At 54.5% G+C, this 18949-nt stretch carries 17 protein-coding genes; 4 read left to right on the top strand and 13 right to left on the bottom strand.

The features are described from left to right. Window positions 1-3: 3 nt before the first annotated feature. The gene (gene gltB / locus F0Q32_RS17040; protein ID WP_149464007.1) at window positions 4-4464 is read right to left on the bottom strand and encodes a glutamate synthase large subunit; all 4461 of its coding nucleotides are present in this window, start codon (window positions 4462-4464) and stop codon (window positions 4-6) included. 683 nt (window positions 4465-5147) lie between these two features. On the opposite strand from gltB, the gene F0Q32_RS17035 reads away from it, so the two are divergent. The 4 genes from F0Q32_RS17035 (at window position 5148) to mtgA (ending at window position 10213) form a co-directional block, all read left to right on the top strand. Then, a complete protein-coding gene (locus tag F0Q32_RS17035; RefSeq protein WP_149464006.1) occupies window positions 5148-6122 on the top strand; it encodes a TIGR01212 family radical SAM protein in 975 nt (324 codons plus the stop codon). Window positions 6123-6268: 146 nt separating this feature from the next. After that, window positions 6269-8605: an aerobic respiration two-component sensor histidine kinase ArcB gene (gene arcB / locus F0Q32_RS17030; RefSeq protein ID WP_149464005.1), complete on the top strand. Its 2337-nt coding sequence runs from the start codon at window positions 6269-6271 to the stop codon at window positions 8603-8605. 232 nt (window positions 8606-8837) lie between these two features. Continuing rightward, window positions 8838-9491, top strand: coding sequence for an isoprenoid biosynthesis glyoxalase ElbB (gene elbB / locus F0Q32_RS17025; protein ID WP_149464004.1), 654 nt, complete (start codon window positions 8838-8840; stop codon window positions 9489-9491). Further along, complete coding sequence (gene mtgA / locus F0Q32_RS17020; protein WP_149464003.1) at window positions 9488-10213, top strand: monofunctional biosynthetic peptidoglycan transglycosylase; 726 nt, start codon at window positions 9488-9490, stop codon at window positions 10211-10213. Before elbB ends, mtgA begins: the two co-directional genes overlap by 4 nt. Here the strand turns inward: mtgA and yrbL are convergent. The 12 genes from yrbL to F0Q32_RS16960 all read right to left on the bottom strand — a co-directional run bounded on the left by yrbL (window position 10210) and on the right by F0Q32_RS16960 (window position 18947). Next, window positions 10210-10842, bottom strand: a complete 633-nt coding sequence (gene yrbL / locus F0Q32_RS17015; protein WP_149464002.1) for a PhoP regulatory network protein YrbL — start codon at window positions 10840-10842, stop codon at window positions 10210-10212. The genes mtgA and yrbL overlap by 4 nt on opposite strands. A gap of 228 nt (window positions 10843-11070) precedes the next feature. Next, the gene (gene npr, locus F0Q32_RS17010; RefSeq protein ID WP_015962820.1) at window positions 11071-11343 is read right to left on the bottom strand and encodes a PTS phosphocarrier protein NPr; all 273 of its coding nucleotides are present in this window, start codon (window positions 11341-11343) and stop codon (window positions 11071-11073) included. After that, window positions 11340-12194, bottom strand: coding sequence for an RNase adapter RapZ (gene rapZ, locus F0Q32_RS17005; protein WP_015962821.1), 855 nt, complete (start codon window positions 12192-12194; stop codon window positions 11340-11342). The genes npr and rapZ overlap by 4 nt, the downstream gene beginning before the upstream one ends. A gap of 33 nt (window positions 12195-12227) precedes the next feature. Next, window positions 12228-12716 (bottom strand): PTS IIA-like nitrogen regulatory protein PtsN, encoded by a 489-nt coding sequence (ptsN, locus tag F0Q32_RS17000; RefSeq protein WP_149464001.1) that lies wholly within the window; start codon window positions 12714-12716, stop codon window positions 12228-12230. Window positions 12717-12772: 56 nt separating this feature from the next. Further along, window positions 12773-13060, bottom strand: a complete 288-nt coding sequence (hpf, locus tag F0Q32_RS16995) for a ribosome hibernation promoting factor (protein ID WP_149464000.1) — start codon at window positions 13058-13060, stop codon at window positions 12773-12775. A 22-nt stretch (window positions 13061-13082) separates the two neighbouring features. Then, window positions 13083-14516, bottom strand: coding sequence for an RNA polymerase factor sigma-54 (gene rpoN, locus F0Q32_RS16990; RefSeq protein ID WP_149463999.1), 1434 nt, complete (start codon window positions 14514-14516; stop codon window positions 13083-13085). A gap of 47 nt (window positions 14517-14563) precedes the next feature. Further along, entirely contained in the window at window positions 14564-15289 is a 726-nt protein-coding gene (gene lptB, locus F0Q32_RS16985; protein WP_015962825.1) for an LPS export ABC transporter ATP-binding protein, read from the bottom strand. Window positions 15290-15295: 6 nt separating this feature from the next. After that, window positions 15296-15850, bottom strand: a complete 555-nt coding sequence (gene lptA, locus F0Q32_RS16980; RefSeq protein ID WP_149463998.1) for a lipopolysaccharide ABC transporter substrate-binding protein LptA — start codon at window positions 15848-15850, stop codon at window positions 15296-15298. Next, entirely contained in the window at window positions 15819-16394 is a 576-nt protein-coding gene (gene lptC, locus F0Q32_RS16975; protein WP_149463997.1) for an LPS export ABC transporter periplasmic protein LptC, read from the bottom strand. The genes lptA and lptC overlap by 32 nt, the downstream gene beginning before the upstream one ends. After that, a complete protein-coding gene (gene kdsC, locus F0Q32_RS16970) occupies window positions 16391-16957 on the bottom strand; it encodes a 3-deoxy-manno-octulosonate-8-phosphatase KdsC (RefSeq protein WP_108474958.1) in 567 nt (188 codons plus the stop codon). Before kdsC ends, lptC begins: the two co-directional genes overlap by 4 nt. A gap of 14 nt (window positions 16958-16971) precedes the next feature. Beyond that, on the bottom strand, window positions 16972-17958 hold the full coding sequence (gene kdsD, locus F0Q32_RS16965; RefSeq protein ID WP_149463996.1) for an arabinose-5-phosphate isomerase KdsD: 987 nt from the start codon (window positions 17956-17958) through the stop codon (window positions 16972-16974). A 14-nt stretch (window positions 17959-17972) separates the two neighbouring features. Continuing rightward, entirely contained in the window at window positions 17973-18947 is a 975-nt protein-coding gene (locus F0Q32_RS16960; protein WP_149463995.1) for a calcium/sodium antiporter, read from the bottom strand. Window positions 18948-18949: the final 2 nt, after the last annotated feature.

Below are 18949 nucleotides of genomic sequence, written 5' to 3'. Positions count from 1 at the left end.
CCCTTACTGCGCCTGCACACGCAGCTCTGCTGCGCTACGACTACGGTGACCCAACAGTGCTTTGACATCGCTGGACTTCGGCTTAACCAGTGCAAACTTCGCGGAGAACGCCGGCCAGTTCGCCAGGATCTCTTCACCACGCGATGAACCGGTCAACTGGACGTGCTCGGTAATCAGCCCACGCAGATGCTCTTCATGGATTGCCAGAGAGTCAACGTCCAGCACTTCCACCAGTTCCGGGTTAACGCGTTTGCGGAAATCGCCGCTCTCATCCAGAACGTAGGCGAAGCCGCCGGTCATACCTGCGCCAAAGTTAACGCCGGTTTTACCCAGAATACAGACGATACCGCCGGTCATATATTCACAGCCGTTGTCGCCAATACCTTCGACCACGGTGATTGCGCCAGAGTTACGCACGCCGAAACGTTCACCCGCGCGGCCTGCGGCATACAGACGACCACCGGTCGCGCCGTAAAGGCAGGTGTTGCCGATAATGCTCGCTTCATGGCTGCGGAAGGCGGAACCAACCGGAGGACGAATGGCGATCAGGCCGCCCGCCATGCCTTTACCCACATAGTCGTTGGCATCGCCGGTCAGGTGCAGTTCAACGCCGCCCGCGTTCCAGACGCCGAAGCTCTGACCCGCCGTCCCGCTGAAGTGCGCGGTGATCGGATCGCCGGCCAGACCCTGGTCGCCGTGTGTCTGAGCGATATAACCGGAGAGCGACGCGCCCACGGAACGATCGGTGTTGCGAATATCGAACCAGAAGGTTTTGCTCTGGCGCTCATCGACAAACGGTTTCGCCTGTTGCAGCAACTGCGCGTTCAGCACGCCGTTATCGAACGGCGGGTTATTCTCGGTGCAGTACAGCGCTTTGCCAGGATGTGGCTCAGCGGTCTCCAGCAGACGAGACAGTTCCAGCTTCTGCTGTTTGGCGGTGAAACCGTCCAGCTCTTTGAGCAGGTCGGTACGGCCAATCAGGTCAACCAGGCGGGTCACGCCCAGTTGCGCCATCAGCTCGCGGGTTTCGCGGGCGATAAATTCAAAGTAGTTGGTCACTTTGAACGGCAAGCCGTGATAGTGGTTCTTACGCAGTTTGTCATCCTGAGTTGCCACGCCCGTCGCGCAGTTGTTCAGGTGGCAAATACGCAGATATTTACAGCCCAGCGCCACCATCGGGCCAGTACCGAAGCCGAAGCTTTCCGCGCCGAGAATCGCCGCTTTGATGATATCGACGCCGGTTTTCAGGCCACCATCGACCTGCAAACGAATTTTATGGCGCAAACCGTTGGCAACCAGCGCCTGCTGGGTTTCCACCAGGCCAAGTTCCCACGGGCAGCCAGCATATTTCACCGACGACAGCGGGCTTGCACCCGTACCACCGTCATAACCCGCGATGGTGATTAAATCGGCATAGGCTTTCGCCACACCGGTAGCGATAGTGCCGACGCCCGGTTCGGACACCAGCTTCACGGAGATCATCGCTTTCGGGTTGACCTGTTTCAGGTCGAAAATCAGCTGTGCTAAGTCCTCGATAGAGTAGATATCGTGGTGCGGCGGCGGGGAGATAAGCGTCACACCCGGCACCGAATAGCGCAGTTTGGCGATGTACGGCGTGACTTTATCACCCGGTAACTGACCGCCTTCGCCCGGTTTCGCACCCTGAGCGACTTTAATCTGAATGACGTCGGCGTTGACCAGGTACGCTGGCGTGACGCCGAAGCGACCGGAAGCCACCTGCTTGATACGCGACACTTTATTGGTGCCGTAACGCGCCGGGTCTTCACCGCCTTCGCCGGAGTTAGAGTTACCGCCGATGCCGTTCATCGCTTCCGCCAGCGCTTCGTGCGCTTCCGGGCTCAATGCGCCGATAGACATCGCCGCGGTATCGAAGCGTTTGAACAGGTCAGTCGCCGGTTCAACCTCATCAATACTGACAGCGTCGCTACCCGGCGTGATGGCCAGAAGATCGCGCAGCGTGGCCGCCGGACGCTCGTTGACCAGCTTCGCGTATTCCTGATAGTCGCTGTACTCACCGCTTTGAACGGCTTGTTGCAGTGTGCGCACCACGTCCGGGTTATAGGCGTGATATTCACCGCCGTGAACGTACTTCAGCAGGCCGCCCTGGCTAATCGGTTTACGTGCCAGCCAGGCGCGTTTCGACAGGTTCAGCAGGTCCTGCTGGAAGTCGTCAAAGTTTGCGCCGCCGATACGGCTAACCACGCCCTGGAAGCACTGCTCAACCACGTCGTCGTGCAGGCCGACTGCTTCAAACAGTTTTGAACAGCGGTATGAGGCGATGGTCGAGATGCCCATTTTGGACATGATTTTGTACAGACCTTTGTTGATGCCGTTACGGTAGTTCAGCATCACGGTGCGATACGCTTTATCAATCGCTTTGGTATCGACCAGTTTCGCCAGCGTTTCGTAGGCGAGATACGGGTAAATTGCCGTCGCACCAAAGCCCAGCAGCACAGCGAAGTGGTGCGGATCGCGGGCGCTGGCGGTTTCCACGATGATGTTAGCATCGCAGCGCAGGCTCTTATCCACCAGACGTGCCTGAATAGCGCCAACCGCCATCGGTGCAGGAACCGGCAGACGATTTTTGGCGATGTTGCGGTCAGAGAGCACCAGCAGAACGGTGCCGTTACGCACCATCTCTTCGGCTTTATCGCACAGCGCTTTTACCGTCGCCTCAAGCGAGGTTTCAGTCGCGTCGTAACTAATATCGAGCGTGTCTGCGCGATAGTGTTCATCTTCAATGGTGGTGAGCTGTTTAAAATCAGAGAACAGCAGGATCGGCGATTTGAAGCTCAGACGGTGCGCCTGGCCTTCCGCTTCACAGAAGACGTTCATTTCGCGACCAATGCTGGTCGCCAGCGACATGACGTGCGCTTCACGCAGCGGGTCGATTGGCGGGTTGGTTACCTGCGCAAACTGCTGGCGGAAGTAGTCATAAATAATGCGCGGCTGGCTGGAGAGTACGGCGAATGGGGTATCATCGCCCATAGAACCGACGGCTTCCTGGCCATTTTCGCCCAGCACGCGGATAACGGAATCGAGCTCTTCCGCGCTGTAGTTAAACTGCTTCTGGTAGCTGGCGAGGGCGTCATCGTCCATCTCGCGGCTGCCGACCTCTTCATCCGGCAGATCTTCAAATGGCACCAGACGGCGGACGTTTTTCTCCATCCACTCTTTGTACGGGTGGCGACTTTTCAGGTCGTTATCGGTTTCGGCAGAGTGCAGAATGCGGCCACTGCGGGTATCGATAACCATCAGCTCGCCCGGCCCAACGCGGCCTTTTTCCATCACTTCATCGGGCTGATAATCCCAGATACCCACTTCCGATGCACAGGTGATAAGCTTGTCTTTAGTAATGACGTAGCGCGCCGGGCGCAGGCCGTTACGGTCAAGGTTACAGGCCGCGTAGCGACCATCGGACATGACGATGCCCGCCGGGCCATCCCACGGCTCCATGTGCATGGAGTTAAAGTCGAAGAACGCGCGCAGTTCCGGGTCCATATCCGGGTTGTTCTGCCAGGCTGGCGGAACGAGCAAACGCATCGCACGTACGATATCCATCCCGCCAGCCAGCAGCAGTTCGAGCATGTTATCCATCGAACTGGAGTCGGAGCCGGTTTCGTTAACGAACGGTGCCGCGTCGTGCAGGTCAGGGATAAGCGGCGTCTGGAATTTATAGGTACGCGCGCGTGCCCACTGACGGTTACCGGTGATGGTGTTGATTTCACCGTTGTGCGCCAGGTAGCGGAACGGCTGTGCCAGCGGCCAGCGCGGCACGGTGTTGGTGGAGAAGCGCTGGTGGAACAGGCAGATGGCCGATTCCAGACGCAGGTCCGCGAGGTCCAGATAGAAGCGCGGCAAATCCGCCGGCATACACAGACCTTTATAGATGTTCACCAGGTTAGACAGGCTACATACGTAGAAATCTTTGTCTTCCACCAGGCGTTGTTCAATGCGGCGACGGGCGATGAACAGACGGCGTTCCATATCGCGCGGGCGCCAGCCAGCCGGGGCGTTAACAAAGATTTGCTCGATACGGGGCAGCGAGGAGAGGGCGATTTCACCGAGCACGCCTTCGTTGGTCGGCACATCGCGCCAGCCAACAATAGAGAGCGTTTCACGCTGCAATTCTTCTTCAACGATGCGGCGTGATGCGGCGGCTTTGTCCGGGTCCTGATTGAGGAACAGCATACCGACGGCGTAGTTTTTGGCTAAACGCCAGCCGCGCTCTTCCGCCACAATGCGGAAGAAACGATCCGGTTTTTGCAGCAGCAGGCCGCAACCGTCACCGGTTTTACCATCGGCGAGGATTGCTCCACGGTGCTGCATGCGGGCCAGTGCGTGTATAGCGGTACGCACTACCTTGTGGCTAGGTTCGCCTTCTATGTGGGCGATCAGGCCGAAACCACAGTTATCCCTCTCAAGGGATTTATCGTACAACATATCAGTGAACCTCCCCAGGCTCTACGTGACTCACTCCGACACCGATTGCGCACGGGCGCAGAAAGAGCATGGCGACGGGATTGAGTCGTTCAATGACCAATCTCGCATTCGCCCTCTTTTGCCTTTTCGCGCAGGTCAAACAAGTTTGAGGACTTGCTTCAGAGGGAATCTCAATTACTGCATAAATATGATGAGCTGAGTGCTCATCCAGAAAGCTTCCAGCGGATTTCCAACTTATCGGGAATCCGTAGACAGGTCAAATGGCAAACTTATTTATCTGAAAATGTGCTAAGCAGGAGTTAACTACATGATAATAAATGTTTTTAGATGTATTTTACATTGTATTAACCACGAAACAGGTGCGGATGGAGTGTGATCTGACTCACTGTCTGGAAGCGCTGTGATAAATGACCTGTGCTGAATTTGCCGCTTAAAGCAGCACATAACACTGGCAATGGTTGTGCGGGTATAGGATCACTCTGTTTTTCTACGGGAGGCGGATTATTGCAAAATAAGCGACGTATATAAGCAAAAGTAATCGGTTGAGTGGTGAATGAAATTGCATTTATTCTGAGTGATTATGCAATGAGATAAAGGTCTACCGGGCGATTGATCCAGGTCATCGCCGATCGAGACTAAAAATGGCAGGCTTGGCCCCTTTCTACAGGCCGGTCTATCAGATTATGCAGTTACAAAAATTAGTCAATATGTTTGGTGGGGATCTTGCACGTCGCTATGGCGAAAAGGTCCATAAATTGACGCTGCATGGTGGGTTTAGCTGCCCGAATCGTGATGGCACTATTGGCCGGGGTGGTTGCACATTTTGCAATGTCGCTTCTTTTGCCGACGAAGCGCAGCAGTACCGCTCGATAACCGAGCAGCTTGAACATCAGGCCAGCCTGGTGAATCGCGCCAAACGCTATCTTGCCTATTTCCAGGCTTATACCAGTACCTTTGCGGAAGTGCAGGTGCTGCGGTCTATGTATCAGCAGGCAGTCAGTCAGGCCAATATCGTTGGCCTGTGCGTAGGCACGCGCCCGGACTGCGTGCCGGAAGCGGTGCTCGATTTGCTCACTGAATATAAAGATCAGGGTTATGAGGTGTGGCTGGAGCTGGGGCTCCAAACCGCGCACGATAAAACGCTGCATCGCATCAACCGGGGGCATGATTTCGCCTGCTATCAGAACACCACGCGACTGGCGCGCGAACGCGGGCTGAAGGTGTGCTCACACCTGATTGTCGGCCTGCCGGGCGAAGGGGCGAGTGAATGTCTGCAAACTCTGGAACGCGTGGTAGAGACCGGTGTGGACGGCATCAAGCTGCATCCGCTGCATATCGTGAAGGGCAGCATTATGGCGAAGGCATGGGAAGCGGGGCGTTTAAGCGGTATTGCGCTGGAGGATTACACCGTGACGGCAGGTGAGATGATTCGCCATACGCCACCCGAGGTGATTTACCACCGCATTTCCGCCAGCGCGCGTCGTCCGACGCTGCTCGCCCCGCTGTGGTGTGAAAACCGCTGGACCGGGATGGTGGAGCTGGATAAATACCTTAACGAACACGGTTTGCAGGGATCGGCGCTGGGGCGCGGGTGGGTACAACCCCTCACCCCGGCCCTCTCCCACAGGGAGAGGGAGAAAACCGGCGCAGAACATTAACACGCATGCGATGGGTTCCCTCTCCCTGTGGGAGAGGGTTAGGGTGAGGGCACCAGACCGCACAATCCACGCATTTTTCACACAACCTTCAACGCATTGCTCAGAATTGGGTATTATTGAGCGACGATGACGTGAAGGAACCCCCTATGAAGCAAATCCGTTTACTGGCGCAGTATTACGTCGACCTGATGATGAAGCTGGGTCTGGTGCGCTTTTCAATGCTATTGGCCCTTGCGCTGGTGGTGCTGGCCATTGTGGTGCAGATGGCGGTGACCATGGTGCTGCATGGGCAGGTCGAAAGCATTGATGTGATCCGCTCTATCTTCTTTGGTCTGTTGATTACGCCGTGGGCGGTCTACTTTTTATCGGTGGTGGTCGAGCAACTGGAAGAATCTCGCCAGCGCTTATCGAAGCTGGTGGAGAAGCTCGAAGAGATGCGCGAGCGCGATCTCAAACTTAACGTTCAACTCAAAGACAATATCTCGCAACTCAACCAGGAAATCAGCGATCGTGAAAAAGCGGAAGCTGAGCGTGAAACAATGCTTGAGCAACTGAAGGTCGAGATGAAAGAGCGTGAAGAGACGCAAATCCGCCTTGAGCAACAATCCTCCTTCCTGCGTTCCTTCCTGGATGCGTCACCGGATCTGGTTTTCTATCGTAATGAAGATAAAGAGTTTTCTGGCTGTAACCGGGCAATGGAGCTATTAACCGGCAAGAGTGAAAAGCAACTTATTCATCTGCACCCGGAAGACGTTTACGCGCCGGAGGCCGCGGCAAAGGTTCTGGAAACCGATGAGAAAGTGTTCCGTCATAACGTCTCGCTCACCTATGAACAGTGGCTGGATTACCCGGATGGCCGCAAAGCCTGCTTCGAAATCCGTAAAGTGCCTTACTACGATCGCGTCGGTAAACGCCACGGCCTGATGGGCTTTGGCCGCGATATCACCGAGCGTAAGCGCTATCAGGATGCCCTGGAGCGCGCCAGTCGCGATAAGACCACCTTTATCTCCACCATCAGCCACGAGCTGCGTACGCCGCTTAACGGTATCGTTGGCCTTAGCCGTATTCTGCTTGATACCGACCTGACCACCGAGCAGGAAAAATACCTGAAAACCATCCATGTTTCCGCGGTGACGTTGGGGAATATCTTCAACGATATCATCGATATGGATAAAATGGAGCGACGTAAAGTTCAGCTGGATAACCAGACTATCGACTTTACTGGCTTCCTCTCCGATTTAGAAAACCTCTCCGGCTTGCAGGCGCAACAGAAAGGGCTGCGCTTCGTCATGGAACCGAGCTTACCGCTGCCACATAAAGTGATTACCGACGGCACGCGTCTGCGTCAGATTCTGTGGAACCTGATCAGCAATGCAGTGAAATTCACTCAACAAGGTAAAGTTGAAGTGCGCATTCGTTACGACGAAGGCGATATGCTGCACTTTGAAGTGGCTGACTCCGGTATCGGTATTCCACAGGCAGAGCAGGATAAAATCTTTGCTATGTATTACCAGGTGAAAGACAGCCAGGGCGGTAAGCCGGCTACCGGTACCGGGATTGGTCTGGCCGTTTCGCGTCGCCTGGCGCGCGACATGGGCGGCGATATTGAAGTCTCCAGCAATCCGGGTCAGGGCTCGACGTTTGTTCTGACCGTACACGCCCCCGCCGTTGCCGACGAAGTGGAAGATACGCTTGACGACGACGATATGCCGCTGCCAGCGCTCAACGTACTGCTGGTGGAAGATATCGAACTCAACGTCATTGTCGCCCGTTCGGTGCTGGAAAAACTCGGCAACAGCGTGGATGTGGCGATGACCGGGAAGGCTGCGCTGGAGATGTTTACGCCAGGCGAATACGACCTGGTACTGCTCGATATTCAATTGCCGGATATGACCGGGCTGGATATCTCTCGCGAGTTAAAACAGAAATTTGCCGCTGATGATCTGCCGCCACTGGTGGCATTGACGGCTAACGTGCTGAAAGATAAAAAAGAGTATCTGGAAGCGGGGATGGATGATGTGCTGAGCAAGCCGTTATCAGTACCGGCCCTCACCGCGATGATCAAAAAATTCTGGGACACCGCCGACGACGAGGAGAGCACCGCAATGCCAACAGAACAGGGTAAATCACAGCAGTTACTGGATATTCCGATGCTGGAGCAGTACATCGAACTGGTGGGGCCGAAGCTCATTACCGACGGCCTGGCGGTCTTTGAGAAGATGATGCCGGGTTATCTGGCGGTGCTGGAATCGAATCTGACCGCGCGCGATCAGAAAGGTATTGTCGAGGAAGGGCATAAAATTAAGGGCGCGGCGGGTTCCGTCGGTCTGCGTCATCTGCAACAGCTAGGGCAGCAGATCCAGTCGCCTGATTTACCGGCCTGGTGGGATAACGTCGGTGAATGGGTTGAGGAGATGAAAACCGAATGGCAGCACGATGTCGCGGTGCTTAAATCCTGGGTGGCGAACGCTGAAAAAAAATGACCCCGGCTAAACCGGGGTGCGCGAACACTGCGCCAACACCAGGGAAATCGTGGCTGCGCCATAAGATGTAATAGGATTTTGGTTAGACACAACCTGATGAATACGATTACACGCAGATTAAGATAGCAAAAGTTGAAACATTTGTTACATGAATCAGCAAAATATGTGAAGCATAGCGAGTTAATCAGAAATAGTAATAATCTTCAGTCAGTTACAGCGAGGGACAAGCATCATGAAAAAAGTTGGCGTTATTTTGAGCGGCTGCGGTGTCTATGACGGCTCTGAAATTCACGAAGCCACCATTACGCTGCTGGCCATTGCCCGTAGCGGCGCGCAGGCCGTGTGCTTTGCGCCGGATAAGCGCCAGTTCGATGTTATCGACCACTTGTCGGGAGAAGCGATGGGTGAAAGCCGCAATGTGCTGATCGAGTCTGCGCGCATTGCGCGCGGTGATGTACGTCCGCTCGCCAGTGCGCAGGCGGAAGAGCTGGATGCGCTGATTGTGCCCGGCGGTTTTGGCGCGGCGAAAAACCTCTCCAACTTTGCCACGCAGGGTGCTGCGTGCGAGGTTGACGCGCATCTGAAATCGCTGGCGCAGGCAATGCATCAGGCGGGTAAACCGCTTGGCTTTATGTGTATCGCCCCGGCGATGTTGCCGAAGATTTTTGATTTCCCGCTGCGCATTACCATCGGCACCGATATCGACACGGCAGAAGTGCTGGAAGAAATGGGCGCGGAGCATGTGCCGTGCCCGGTGGATGACATCGTTGTTGATGAAGACAACAAAGTGGTCACCACGCCAGCTTATATGCTGGCGCAGAACATCGCCGAAGCCGCTGAGGGGATTGAAAAGCTGGTGGCGCGCGTGCTGGTACTGGCTGAATGAGCAAGCGCGTTTCACCGCTGAAGTGGATAAAACGTATTGTCTGGCGCATCGCGCTGGTGCTGGTGCTTTTCTGGGGCGGCGGTATTGCGCTGTTTAGCTTTGTGCCAGTTCCGTTTTCTGCGGTGATGGTCGAGCGCCAGCTAAGTGCCTGGCTGAGCGGCGATTTTCATTATGTGGCGCATTCCGACTGGGTCAGTATGGATGAGATATCGCCGTGGATGGGGCTGGCGGTGATCGCTGCCGAAGATCAGAAATTCCCGGAGCACTGGGGGTTTGATGTTCAGGCGATCGAAAAGGCGCTTTCACACAATGAACGCAACGAAAACCGGATTCGCGGCGCGTCGACGTTGTCCCAGCAGACGACGAAAAACCTGCTGCTGTGGGATGGACGCAGCTGGTTACGCAAAGGGCTGGAAGCGGGGTTGACGGTGGGGATTGAAACAGTCTGGAGTAAGAAGCGTATCCTGACCGTTTACCTGAATATCGCTGAGTTTGGTGAGGGCACTTTTGGCGTAGAAGCCGCTGCACAGCGCTATTTCCATAAATCCGCCAGCAGGCTGACCATGTCGGAAGCGGCGCTGTTAGCTGCCGTACTACCGAACCCGCTTCGCTTTAAAGCGGATGCCCCTTCAGGCTACGTGCGTAGCCGCCAGGCGTGGATACTGCGCCAGATGCGTCAGCTCGGCGGCGAATCCTTCATGACCCGCCACCAACTGCATTAAGCTTTGCGAGAAGAGAGCTCCAGCGTGCTGCGCTCTTCGCGCGGCTTGCTGTTATTCAGTGCGGCTGCCAGTACCGGCTGGGCAATAAAACGTTCCCACAGACGTTCCTGCTTACGACGACAGAACCATTTTGACCAGGTGGCCAGAGGAATAAAGGTCGATTCGCCAATGTTGTCGCAGATAACCGGCACCACTTCTGATTCACTGATGCGGTGGCACAGAATATTAGCCGGTTTCAGCGTCATGGTCACAATGTGGTTTTCGGTAATGTACTTCCTCAGCGTGCGCAGGATCTGACGCAATACGACCAGATCTTCTTCGTAGCGACACTCCATAGCGAACTGTTTTAAGGTGATAGAGGGTTTGCCATCAAAGTCGCTGATCACATCATAGACGTAACCTGTTCCGCAGTCGGTCTCAACGGTGCCGTAATAACGCGGGATCCCACTCCAGTCCTTCAGATAACGATTGAGATGTGCGTAGTAGCCCAACTCACGTTTCGTCTCTTTATCGCCGCCATCGTCGTTGTTGTAGACGATTTTAATGCAGCGTTGGGCATCATCCGGATGCGCATAACATTTACGATGTCTTCCGGTGCCCAGGGGGGTGTTTCCCGATAAATGTAACATGACGCGCTCCTGGAATTATTTGCTGACAATTAACCAGTATCGACACGAAACTTAAATGAAACATAAACAAAGCAAATTAAGGTTTTCTTAAGGTTAATCTTAGACAGGAAAGAGCACAAATTGTACAGGGATAACAAAAAAAACGCCGAATGGCGTTTTTACGGTAGAGGCGCTTTTCGTAGGCCGGATAAGGCGAGGCCGCCATCCGGCATGGGGAAGGGAGACTACTTAATCTTCATCAAACCCAGATTCAAACAGTGCGATAACCGCGGCCAGGGCTTCGACTTCCTGCGGGCCGGAGGCTTCCACTTCAATCTGGCGTCCTTTGGCGGAATCCAGCATCAGCAGCGCAATCACGCTGTTGGCTTCCGCTTCGGTGCCTTCGTCGTTGCGCAGCAGCACTTCCGCATCAAAACCCTGCATCAGTTCAAACAGCTTCATCGCAGGCCGGGCGTGCATGCCCAGCCGGTTGGTGATTTCAACGGTTTGCTTTACGGTCATGATTTACGTTTTTCCAGCGTCCGGTGACGAGACTGCACGTTCTTGCCGCGAGAGCGGAAGTAGTCAGCCAGTTGTTCGGCGACATACACCGAACGGTGTTTACCGCCGGTACAGCCAATCGCCACGGTCAGATAGCTACGGTTATTGGTTTCCAGCATAGGTAACCATAGCTCAAGATAGCTGCGGGTCTGGTAGATAAAGTTATGGACTTCCGTATGCCTGTCGAGGAAGGCGGCAACCGGTTTATCGAGGCCGGTCATCGGACGCAGTTTCGGATCCCAGTGCGGGTTGGGCAGGAAGCGTACGTCGAAGACGTAATCCGCATCAATAGGAATACCGTGCTTGAAGCCAAAGGATTCAAACACCATCGTCAGTTCACGCTCGCGTTTGCCCAGCAGGCGGGTACGCAGCATTTCTGCCAGCTCGTGGACCGACATCTCGGAGGTGTCGACGATAAGGTCTGCGCGCGAGCGCAGCGGCTCGAGCAGGTCGCTCTCTTTGTCGATGGCGCTCTCGAGCGACAAGTTTTTACTGGAGAGCGGATGCAGACGGCGCGTGTCGCTGTAACGACGGATCAGCGTATTGCGATCGGCATCGAGGAACAGCAACTGTGGAGAAAATGCGTCCGGCAGATTTTCCATCGCTTTTTCGAAGATTTCCGGAGATTCCGGCATATTACGCACGTCGATACTGACGGCGGCGGAGATCTCCCGGTCGGCCAGCGTTTTCGCAAGCTCTGGCAGCAGGACTACCGGCAGGTTGTCTACACAGTAGAAACCCATATCTTCCAGCGCCCGTAAAGCCACGGATTTACCCGAGCCTGAGCGGCCGCTGACGATCATCAGTACCATGTACCGTTTCTCCTCAGTACGAACTCATTTCCCTTACGCTTCATCACTGTTTTCCGTTTCTGTGATGATTTGATAAAGCTCTTCGTCACTCTGCGCTGAGCGCAGGCGGCGGCAGATGGTTTTATCCGCCAGACGTTTCGCCACCAGTGAAAGCGTATGTAAGTGCGTTTTGGTTTGGTCCGCAGGCACCAGCAGAGCAAACAGCAGGTCGACAGGCTGATTGTCGATGGCGTCGAACGCGATCGGCGTTTCAAGCTGCACAAAAACGCCCACGGCGCGCAGCGTATCTTCTTCCAGCTTACCGTGTGGAATGGCGATGCCATTGCCAATGCCGGTACTGCCCATTTTCTCACGGGTGAGAATCGCTTCGAACACCACCTGCGGAGGCAGACTTAACTGCTTTGCCGCCAGTTCACTGATGATTTCCAGCGCACGTTTTTTACTCTGGCAGTGAACCGCACTGCGGGTACATTCCTGGTTAAGCACATTGCTCAGTTGTAGAGCCGAATCGTTATTTATCATAATTTCACCTAAGCATCGCCCGACACTTTACCGGCATCGGGCGACCGCCCGGACAATTAGTGTTGTTTCAGTTTATCTTTATGTTTATTAAGCTGCCGCGCCAGTTTGTCGATCAACAGATCAATAGCGGCATACATATCCTGCCCTTCCGCGCTGGCATGAAGTTCGCCCCCGTTAACATGCAGGGTCGCATCCGAGATGTGCGTCAATTTCTCCACTTTTAACACAATATAGACCTGATTGATCCTCTCAAAATACTGTTCCAGCTTCACGAATTTCGTGTTGATGAAATCGCGCAGGGCTTCAGTGATTTCGACGTTGTGTCCAGTGATGTTGAGCTGCATAGTGTCTTCCTTATCAGTTGAGTCAGACCAGTTGTTTACGCTGGTTAGACGGCGGAATGGATAAAGACTCTCGGTACTTTGCAACGGTTCGGCGGGCCACCATGATACCTTGATCGGAGAGCATAGAGGTCAGCTTACTGTCGCTTAGTGGTTTCGCGGGATTTTCCGCGGCAATCAATTTCTTCACCAGCGCGCGAATCGCCGTGGATGAGGCTTCGCCGCCACCCTCGGTATTCACATGGCTTGAGAAGAAATACTTAAGCTCAAAAATGCCGCGCGGGCTATGCAAATACTTCTGCGTAGTCACGCGTGAAATGGTGGACTCATGCATCTCGACGGTCTGGGCGATATCCGCCAGCACCATCGGTTTCATATACTCTTCGCCGGACTCAAAAAACGCCTGCTGCTGCTCAACGATGCAGCGGCTGACGCGCAGCAACGTGTCGTTGCGGCTCTCAAGACTTTTAATCAGCCACTTCGCATCTTGCAGATTGCTGCGAATAAACTGGCTGTCGGCGTCGTTACGGACGTTGTTACACATGCCCGCGTAGTGCTGATTAATTTGCAGACGTGGAATGCTGTCGGCGTTAAGTTCTACCACCCAGCGGCCACTGACTTTGCGCACCAGCACATCAGGAATGACATACTCCGGCTCACCGGTCTGGATCGATTGACCCGGACGTGGATCCAGTGACTGAATCAGATCCACCGCTTCTTTCAACACGTCTTCTTTCAGACGCGTGACACGCATTAACGATCGGAAATCGTGGTTGGCAAGCAGATCGAGATGGTCGCTGATGATCAGACGGGCTTCGGCGAGGCGAGGGGTTTCTTTGGCAAACTGAGAGAGCTGAATAAGCAGGCAATCGCGGAGATCGCGGGCGGCAACGCCCACCGGGTCGAACCGCTGGATCCGTTTAAGCACGGCTTCGACTTCATCCAGACCGATTTCGTCATCACCCATGCTCTCGCGGATATCTTCCAGCGGGACGGTCAGATAACCGGTATCGTCAACGGCGTCAACGATGGAGGTGGCTATCGCCCGGTCGGTATCGGTAAACGGCGTGAGTTCCACCTGCCACATCAGGTAATCCTGAAGGGACTGGGTAGTTTCGCCCTGATAGACCGGCAGTTCGTCGTCCTGGTAATCTGCGCCAGTGCCTGAGGGCGTTCCGGCGGTGTAGATTTCATCCCAGCTGGCGTCGAGCGGCAGCTCTTCCGGCATATCTTTCTGTTCGAGCGCGTCGGCGCTGTCTAACGTTTCGTTATCCGGCGTCTCTTTGGCATCGATTTCTTCATGAATATCGGTTTGCTCAAGCAGGGGATTGCTCTCCAGCGCTTGCTGAAGTTCCTGCTGCAGTTCCAGCGTCGACAGCTGTAACAAGCGAATTGCCTGTTGCAGCTGTGGCGTCATGGCGAGCTGTTGGCTGAGCCTTAATTGCAAACCTTGCTTCATGTTCAGTGCGATAATCTCCGGCTAACCTCTCTCATACTTCTACCCTATCAGAGTCTGAAGTCTTCCCCAAGATACACACGTTTAACATGTTCGTCTTGTAAGATCTCTGTCGGGGTGCCGTGGGCGATAAGCTGCCCCTGGCTGACGATATACGCACGCTCACACACCGCCAGCGTTTCGCGGACGTTGTGGTCGGTGATTAACACGCCGAGACCGCTGTCGCGCAGGTGCTCAATGATGTGTTTGATATCGATAACAGAGATTGGGTCAACGCCCGCAAATGGTTCATCCAGCAGGATAAATTTCGGATTTGCGGCCAGCGCGCGGGCGATCTCTACGCGGCGACGTTCGCCACCAGAGAGCGATTGACCCATGTTGTCGCGGAGGTGTTCGATGTGGAACTCTTCCATCAGCTCGTTACAGCGGTCTTCGCGCTGTTCACTGGTGAGATCGTCACGAATTTGCAGCACCGCCATCAGGTTGTCATACACGCTCAGACGACGGAAAATGGACGCTTCCTGCGGCAGATAGCCAATCCCGCGGCGCGCACGGGCGTGCAGCGGCAGCAGGCTGATATCTTCATCATCAATGATGATATTACCCGCGTCGCGCGGCACGATACCGACCACCATGTAGAAGGTGGTGGTTTTACCCGCGCCGTTCGGCCCAAGCAGACCCACAATCTCACCGGAATTGACGGTCAGACTGACATCCTCTACCACACGGCGGCCTTTGTAGGCTTTAGCCAGGTTCTTTGCAGTTAATGTCGCCATAACGAATTAGTTACTCTTCTTCTGTGCCGGTGCCTGGTTTTTGTTCTTGTCCTGCAACTGGGACGGAACCAGAACGGTCGTTACGCGTTTACCTTTTTCGCTAAACGCCTGCATTTTCTGTTCTTTAACCAGGTAAGTGATTTTGTCGCCCTTGATGTTGCTGTCGACCTGTTCCAGATATGCGTTGCCGGTCAGCACCACGAAATCACTTTGCAGTTCATAATGCATTTTGGCGGCGTGGCCTTTCACCGGCTTGCCGTTGTCCTGCATCTGGTAGAAGGTCGCCGGGTTACCGTAGCCGTCGATCACCTCTTTGCCTTTTTCGCCGCCAGGACGGGTCACCACCACCTTGTCGGCGTTAATTTTGATACTGCCCTGGGTCACAATAACGTTGCCGGTAAAGGTGACGATATTGCCCTGCATATCCAGCGACTGCTGATCGGATTCAATATGAATCGGCTGGTCAGTATCACCAGTCAGTGCCAGTGCCGGCAGGCTGGCTGCCAGCAGAGAACCGGCGAGCGCCAGCTTAAGGCTGAGTTTGTTTGTTCTGAATTTCATAGGAGGTTCTAACCTTTTCAATCAGCTCGGCGTTCTTGCTGCGTAAATTGCCGCGCATTTTCAGGCCGCTGGAATTAAATGTCGTTCCGTATAACGTCACCAAATCATCAGAGGTAACATCCTGGGTGACCAGGTTGATCTGGGCGTTATCCGTCGTAATTTTGCGCAATTGCGCGTCAGGGGTCAGGGCGTTAACTTCAACGTGACCATAAAGGTACAGCATGCGATCGTTTGTCAGCTTCGCTTTATCGGCTTTGATTGACCAGGTTGGCACTTTATCAGTGTCAAAGGTGGTCAGTCTCGGCTGGGTAAACCACGAGACAGCTTCGTCGGAAAAATACTCGACGTGTTCTGCGATTAACCGATAATTCAACGCGCCTTCAGGGCTGTAGACCACCGTATCGGTATGTTCGCTTTTATAAGTTGGGTCGTTGCTGTTAACCACCGCCTGACCGTCATCATCATTGCTGGCCAGATTCACGCCAATGAGGACGAGCGCCGCAAGCGAAAGCAGGATAATAACCCAACGTCTGGTTTTACTCATATCGATTGCCCTTTGGCTTCCTCTAACTTCCCTTGCGCCAGCAACAGGAGATCGCACACTTCACGGACCGCGCCGCGCCCACCGGCAATACGGGTGACGTAATCCGCACGTGGCAGCAACAGTGGATGCGCGTCATTGACCGCAACGCTTAAACCCACTTCCGCCATAACCGGCCAGTCGATGAGATCGTCGCCCACATAAGCAACTTCATCGGCCTGCAAACCGAGCTTGCCGAGCAGCTCGCGATAGGCGATAAGTTTATCGGATTGCCCTTGATAAAGATGGGTAATTCCTAACGTATCACAGCGGTCTTCTAACAGTTTAGCTTTTCGCCCGGTAATAATGGCAACTTCGATTCCGGACGTCAGGGCACAGCGAATACCGTAGCCATCACGCACGTTAAACGCTTTCAACTCTTCGCCGTTATTCCCCATGTAAATCAGACCATCGGACAGCACGCCGTCGACGTCGAGGATCAGCAGGCGAATTTTCGCCGCTTTCTCAATAAATTCGGTGCTCACCGGGCCGTAACAGGTTGCCACGGAAGTGACAGCATTACTCATTGTTTTTAATCCTTTTACACTACGCCTGCGCGCAGTAAATCATGCATATGGATGACGCCCAGCAGTTGATCGCCCTCAGCAACCAGCACGCAGGTGACGTGGCGTGATTGCATCAGGTTTAGCGCGTCAACGGCCAGCGTACCCGGACGGATACGAATGCCGCCAGGGGTCATCACATCGGCAATGCTCAGGCTACGTAAATCGGCGCCGTTATCAAAGATGCGGCGCAGGTCACCATCGGTAAAGATACCGTCGATCTTCATGTTTTCATCGCAAATTACCGTCATGCCGAGGTTTTTGCGGGTAATTTCCAGCAGCGCATCACGCAAAGAGGCTTCTTTGTTGACGCGCGGAATGTCGTCGCCGGTGTGCATAATGTCGTTTACGCGCAGCAACAGCTTGCGACCGAGTGCGCCGCCGGGGTGGGAGAGCGCAAAATCTTCGGCAGTGAAGCCGCGCGCTTTCAGCAACGCAACCGCCAGCGCATCACCCATAACCAGCGCCGCAGTAGTGCTGGAAGTCGGCGCCAGGCCCAACGGGCAGGCTTCTTTCGGCACTTTCACGCACAGATGGATATCCGCCGCGCGGCCCATACTGCTTTCCGGGCGGCTGGTCATGCAAATCAGCGGCACCTGCAAACGTTTCAGAACAGGGATCAACGCCAGAATTTCGTTTGATTCACCAGAGTTGGACAAGGCGATGACGATATCGTGCGGCGTCACCATGCCCAAATCGCCGTGTGCGGCTTCGCCCGGATGCACGAAGAACGCGGAGGTGCCGGTGCTGGCAAATGTCGCAGCCATTTTGCGGCCAATATGCCCGGATTTTCCCATGCCCATTACCACGACTTTACCGCTGCAATAGAAGATTTTCTCACAGGCGCGGCTGAAGTCGTCGTTGATGTATTGATCGAGCTGGGCCAGACCCTCGCGTTCAATCTCCAGCACCTCTTTCCCGGCTTTCTGGAAGTCAAAACCCGGTTGCAAATCGATTTGCGACATAATGTTATCCCGATTCATTCTACAAAGAGCGGCGTCGCCCACCAGAGCATCGCCAGCCATGCGATAAACCCGCCGGTTAAGAGCGCGCCCGCCACGCGGCCAATTTGTTGACGTCGCCAGCACAGCAACGCAAAAATCACGCTTACGATAACCATCACCCCGTAGTCGCGGGTGAATGCCAGTGGGTTAAACGCGCCAGGCGCAAGCAGCGCCGGTATTCCAAGAACAATGGCGATATTAAAAAAGTTGGAACCGATGATATTACCAATGGCAATGTCATTTTCGCCTTTGCGCACGCCCGCCATTGCGGTCGCCAGTTCTGGGAGACTGGTGCCCAGCGCAATGGCGGTCAAGCCAATCGTCAACTCGCTCATGGCAAAGAAATTAGCCAGCACCGTGGCGTTATCCACCACCATGCGCGTTGCCATGGGCATAATAATCAATGCGATACCGAGCCACAGGAACGCAACCGGCAGCGAACCTTCGCGAGGCAGTTCTGCAACCTGTTCGCGGGTCAGGCTATCGTTTCCCTGACGTTCCGCCAGCCGGGCGATTTTAACGGTAAACAGCAACCAAAGCACCGCCAGCGCGAGCAAAAAAATGCCATCAAACAGTGATAATTCAACATCATACAACACATAGCCCGCCAGCAGGCTGACGATTAACATTAAGGGAATTTCGCGGCGCAGGATATCAGAATGCACGGTAAAAGGGTGCAGTAAGGCGGCAAGTCCGAGGATTAATAAAATATTGATGATATTCGAACCAATGGCGGTGCCAATGGCTAGATCGACCTGCCCGTGCAGCGCGGCGGCGGAAGATACAATAATTTCCGGTAATGATGTGCCGACGCTGACCACTGTCAGACCAATAATCAGCGGCGGAATACCTACCGCGCGACACAGTATTGATGCGGAGTAAACCAGACGGTCGGCGCTGTAAACCACCAGAAGTAAACCAATTATGAACAGAGCCGTCGCTAAAAGCATTC

The sequence above is a fragment of the Pseudocitrobacter sp. 73 genome, assembly GCF_008369545.1.
In the GTDB taxonomy this organism is placed as follows: domain Bacteria; phylum Pseudomonadota; class Gammaproteobacteria; order Enterobacterales; family Enterobacteriaceae; genus Pseudocitrobacter; species Pseudocitrobacter vendiensis.
Note: the sequence above shows the minus strand (reverse complement) of the source record. Positions and strands in the feature narration are given on the sequence as shown.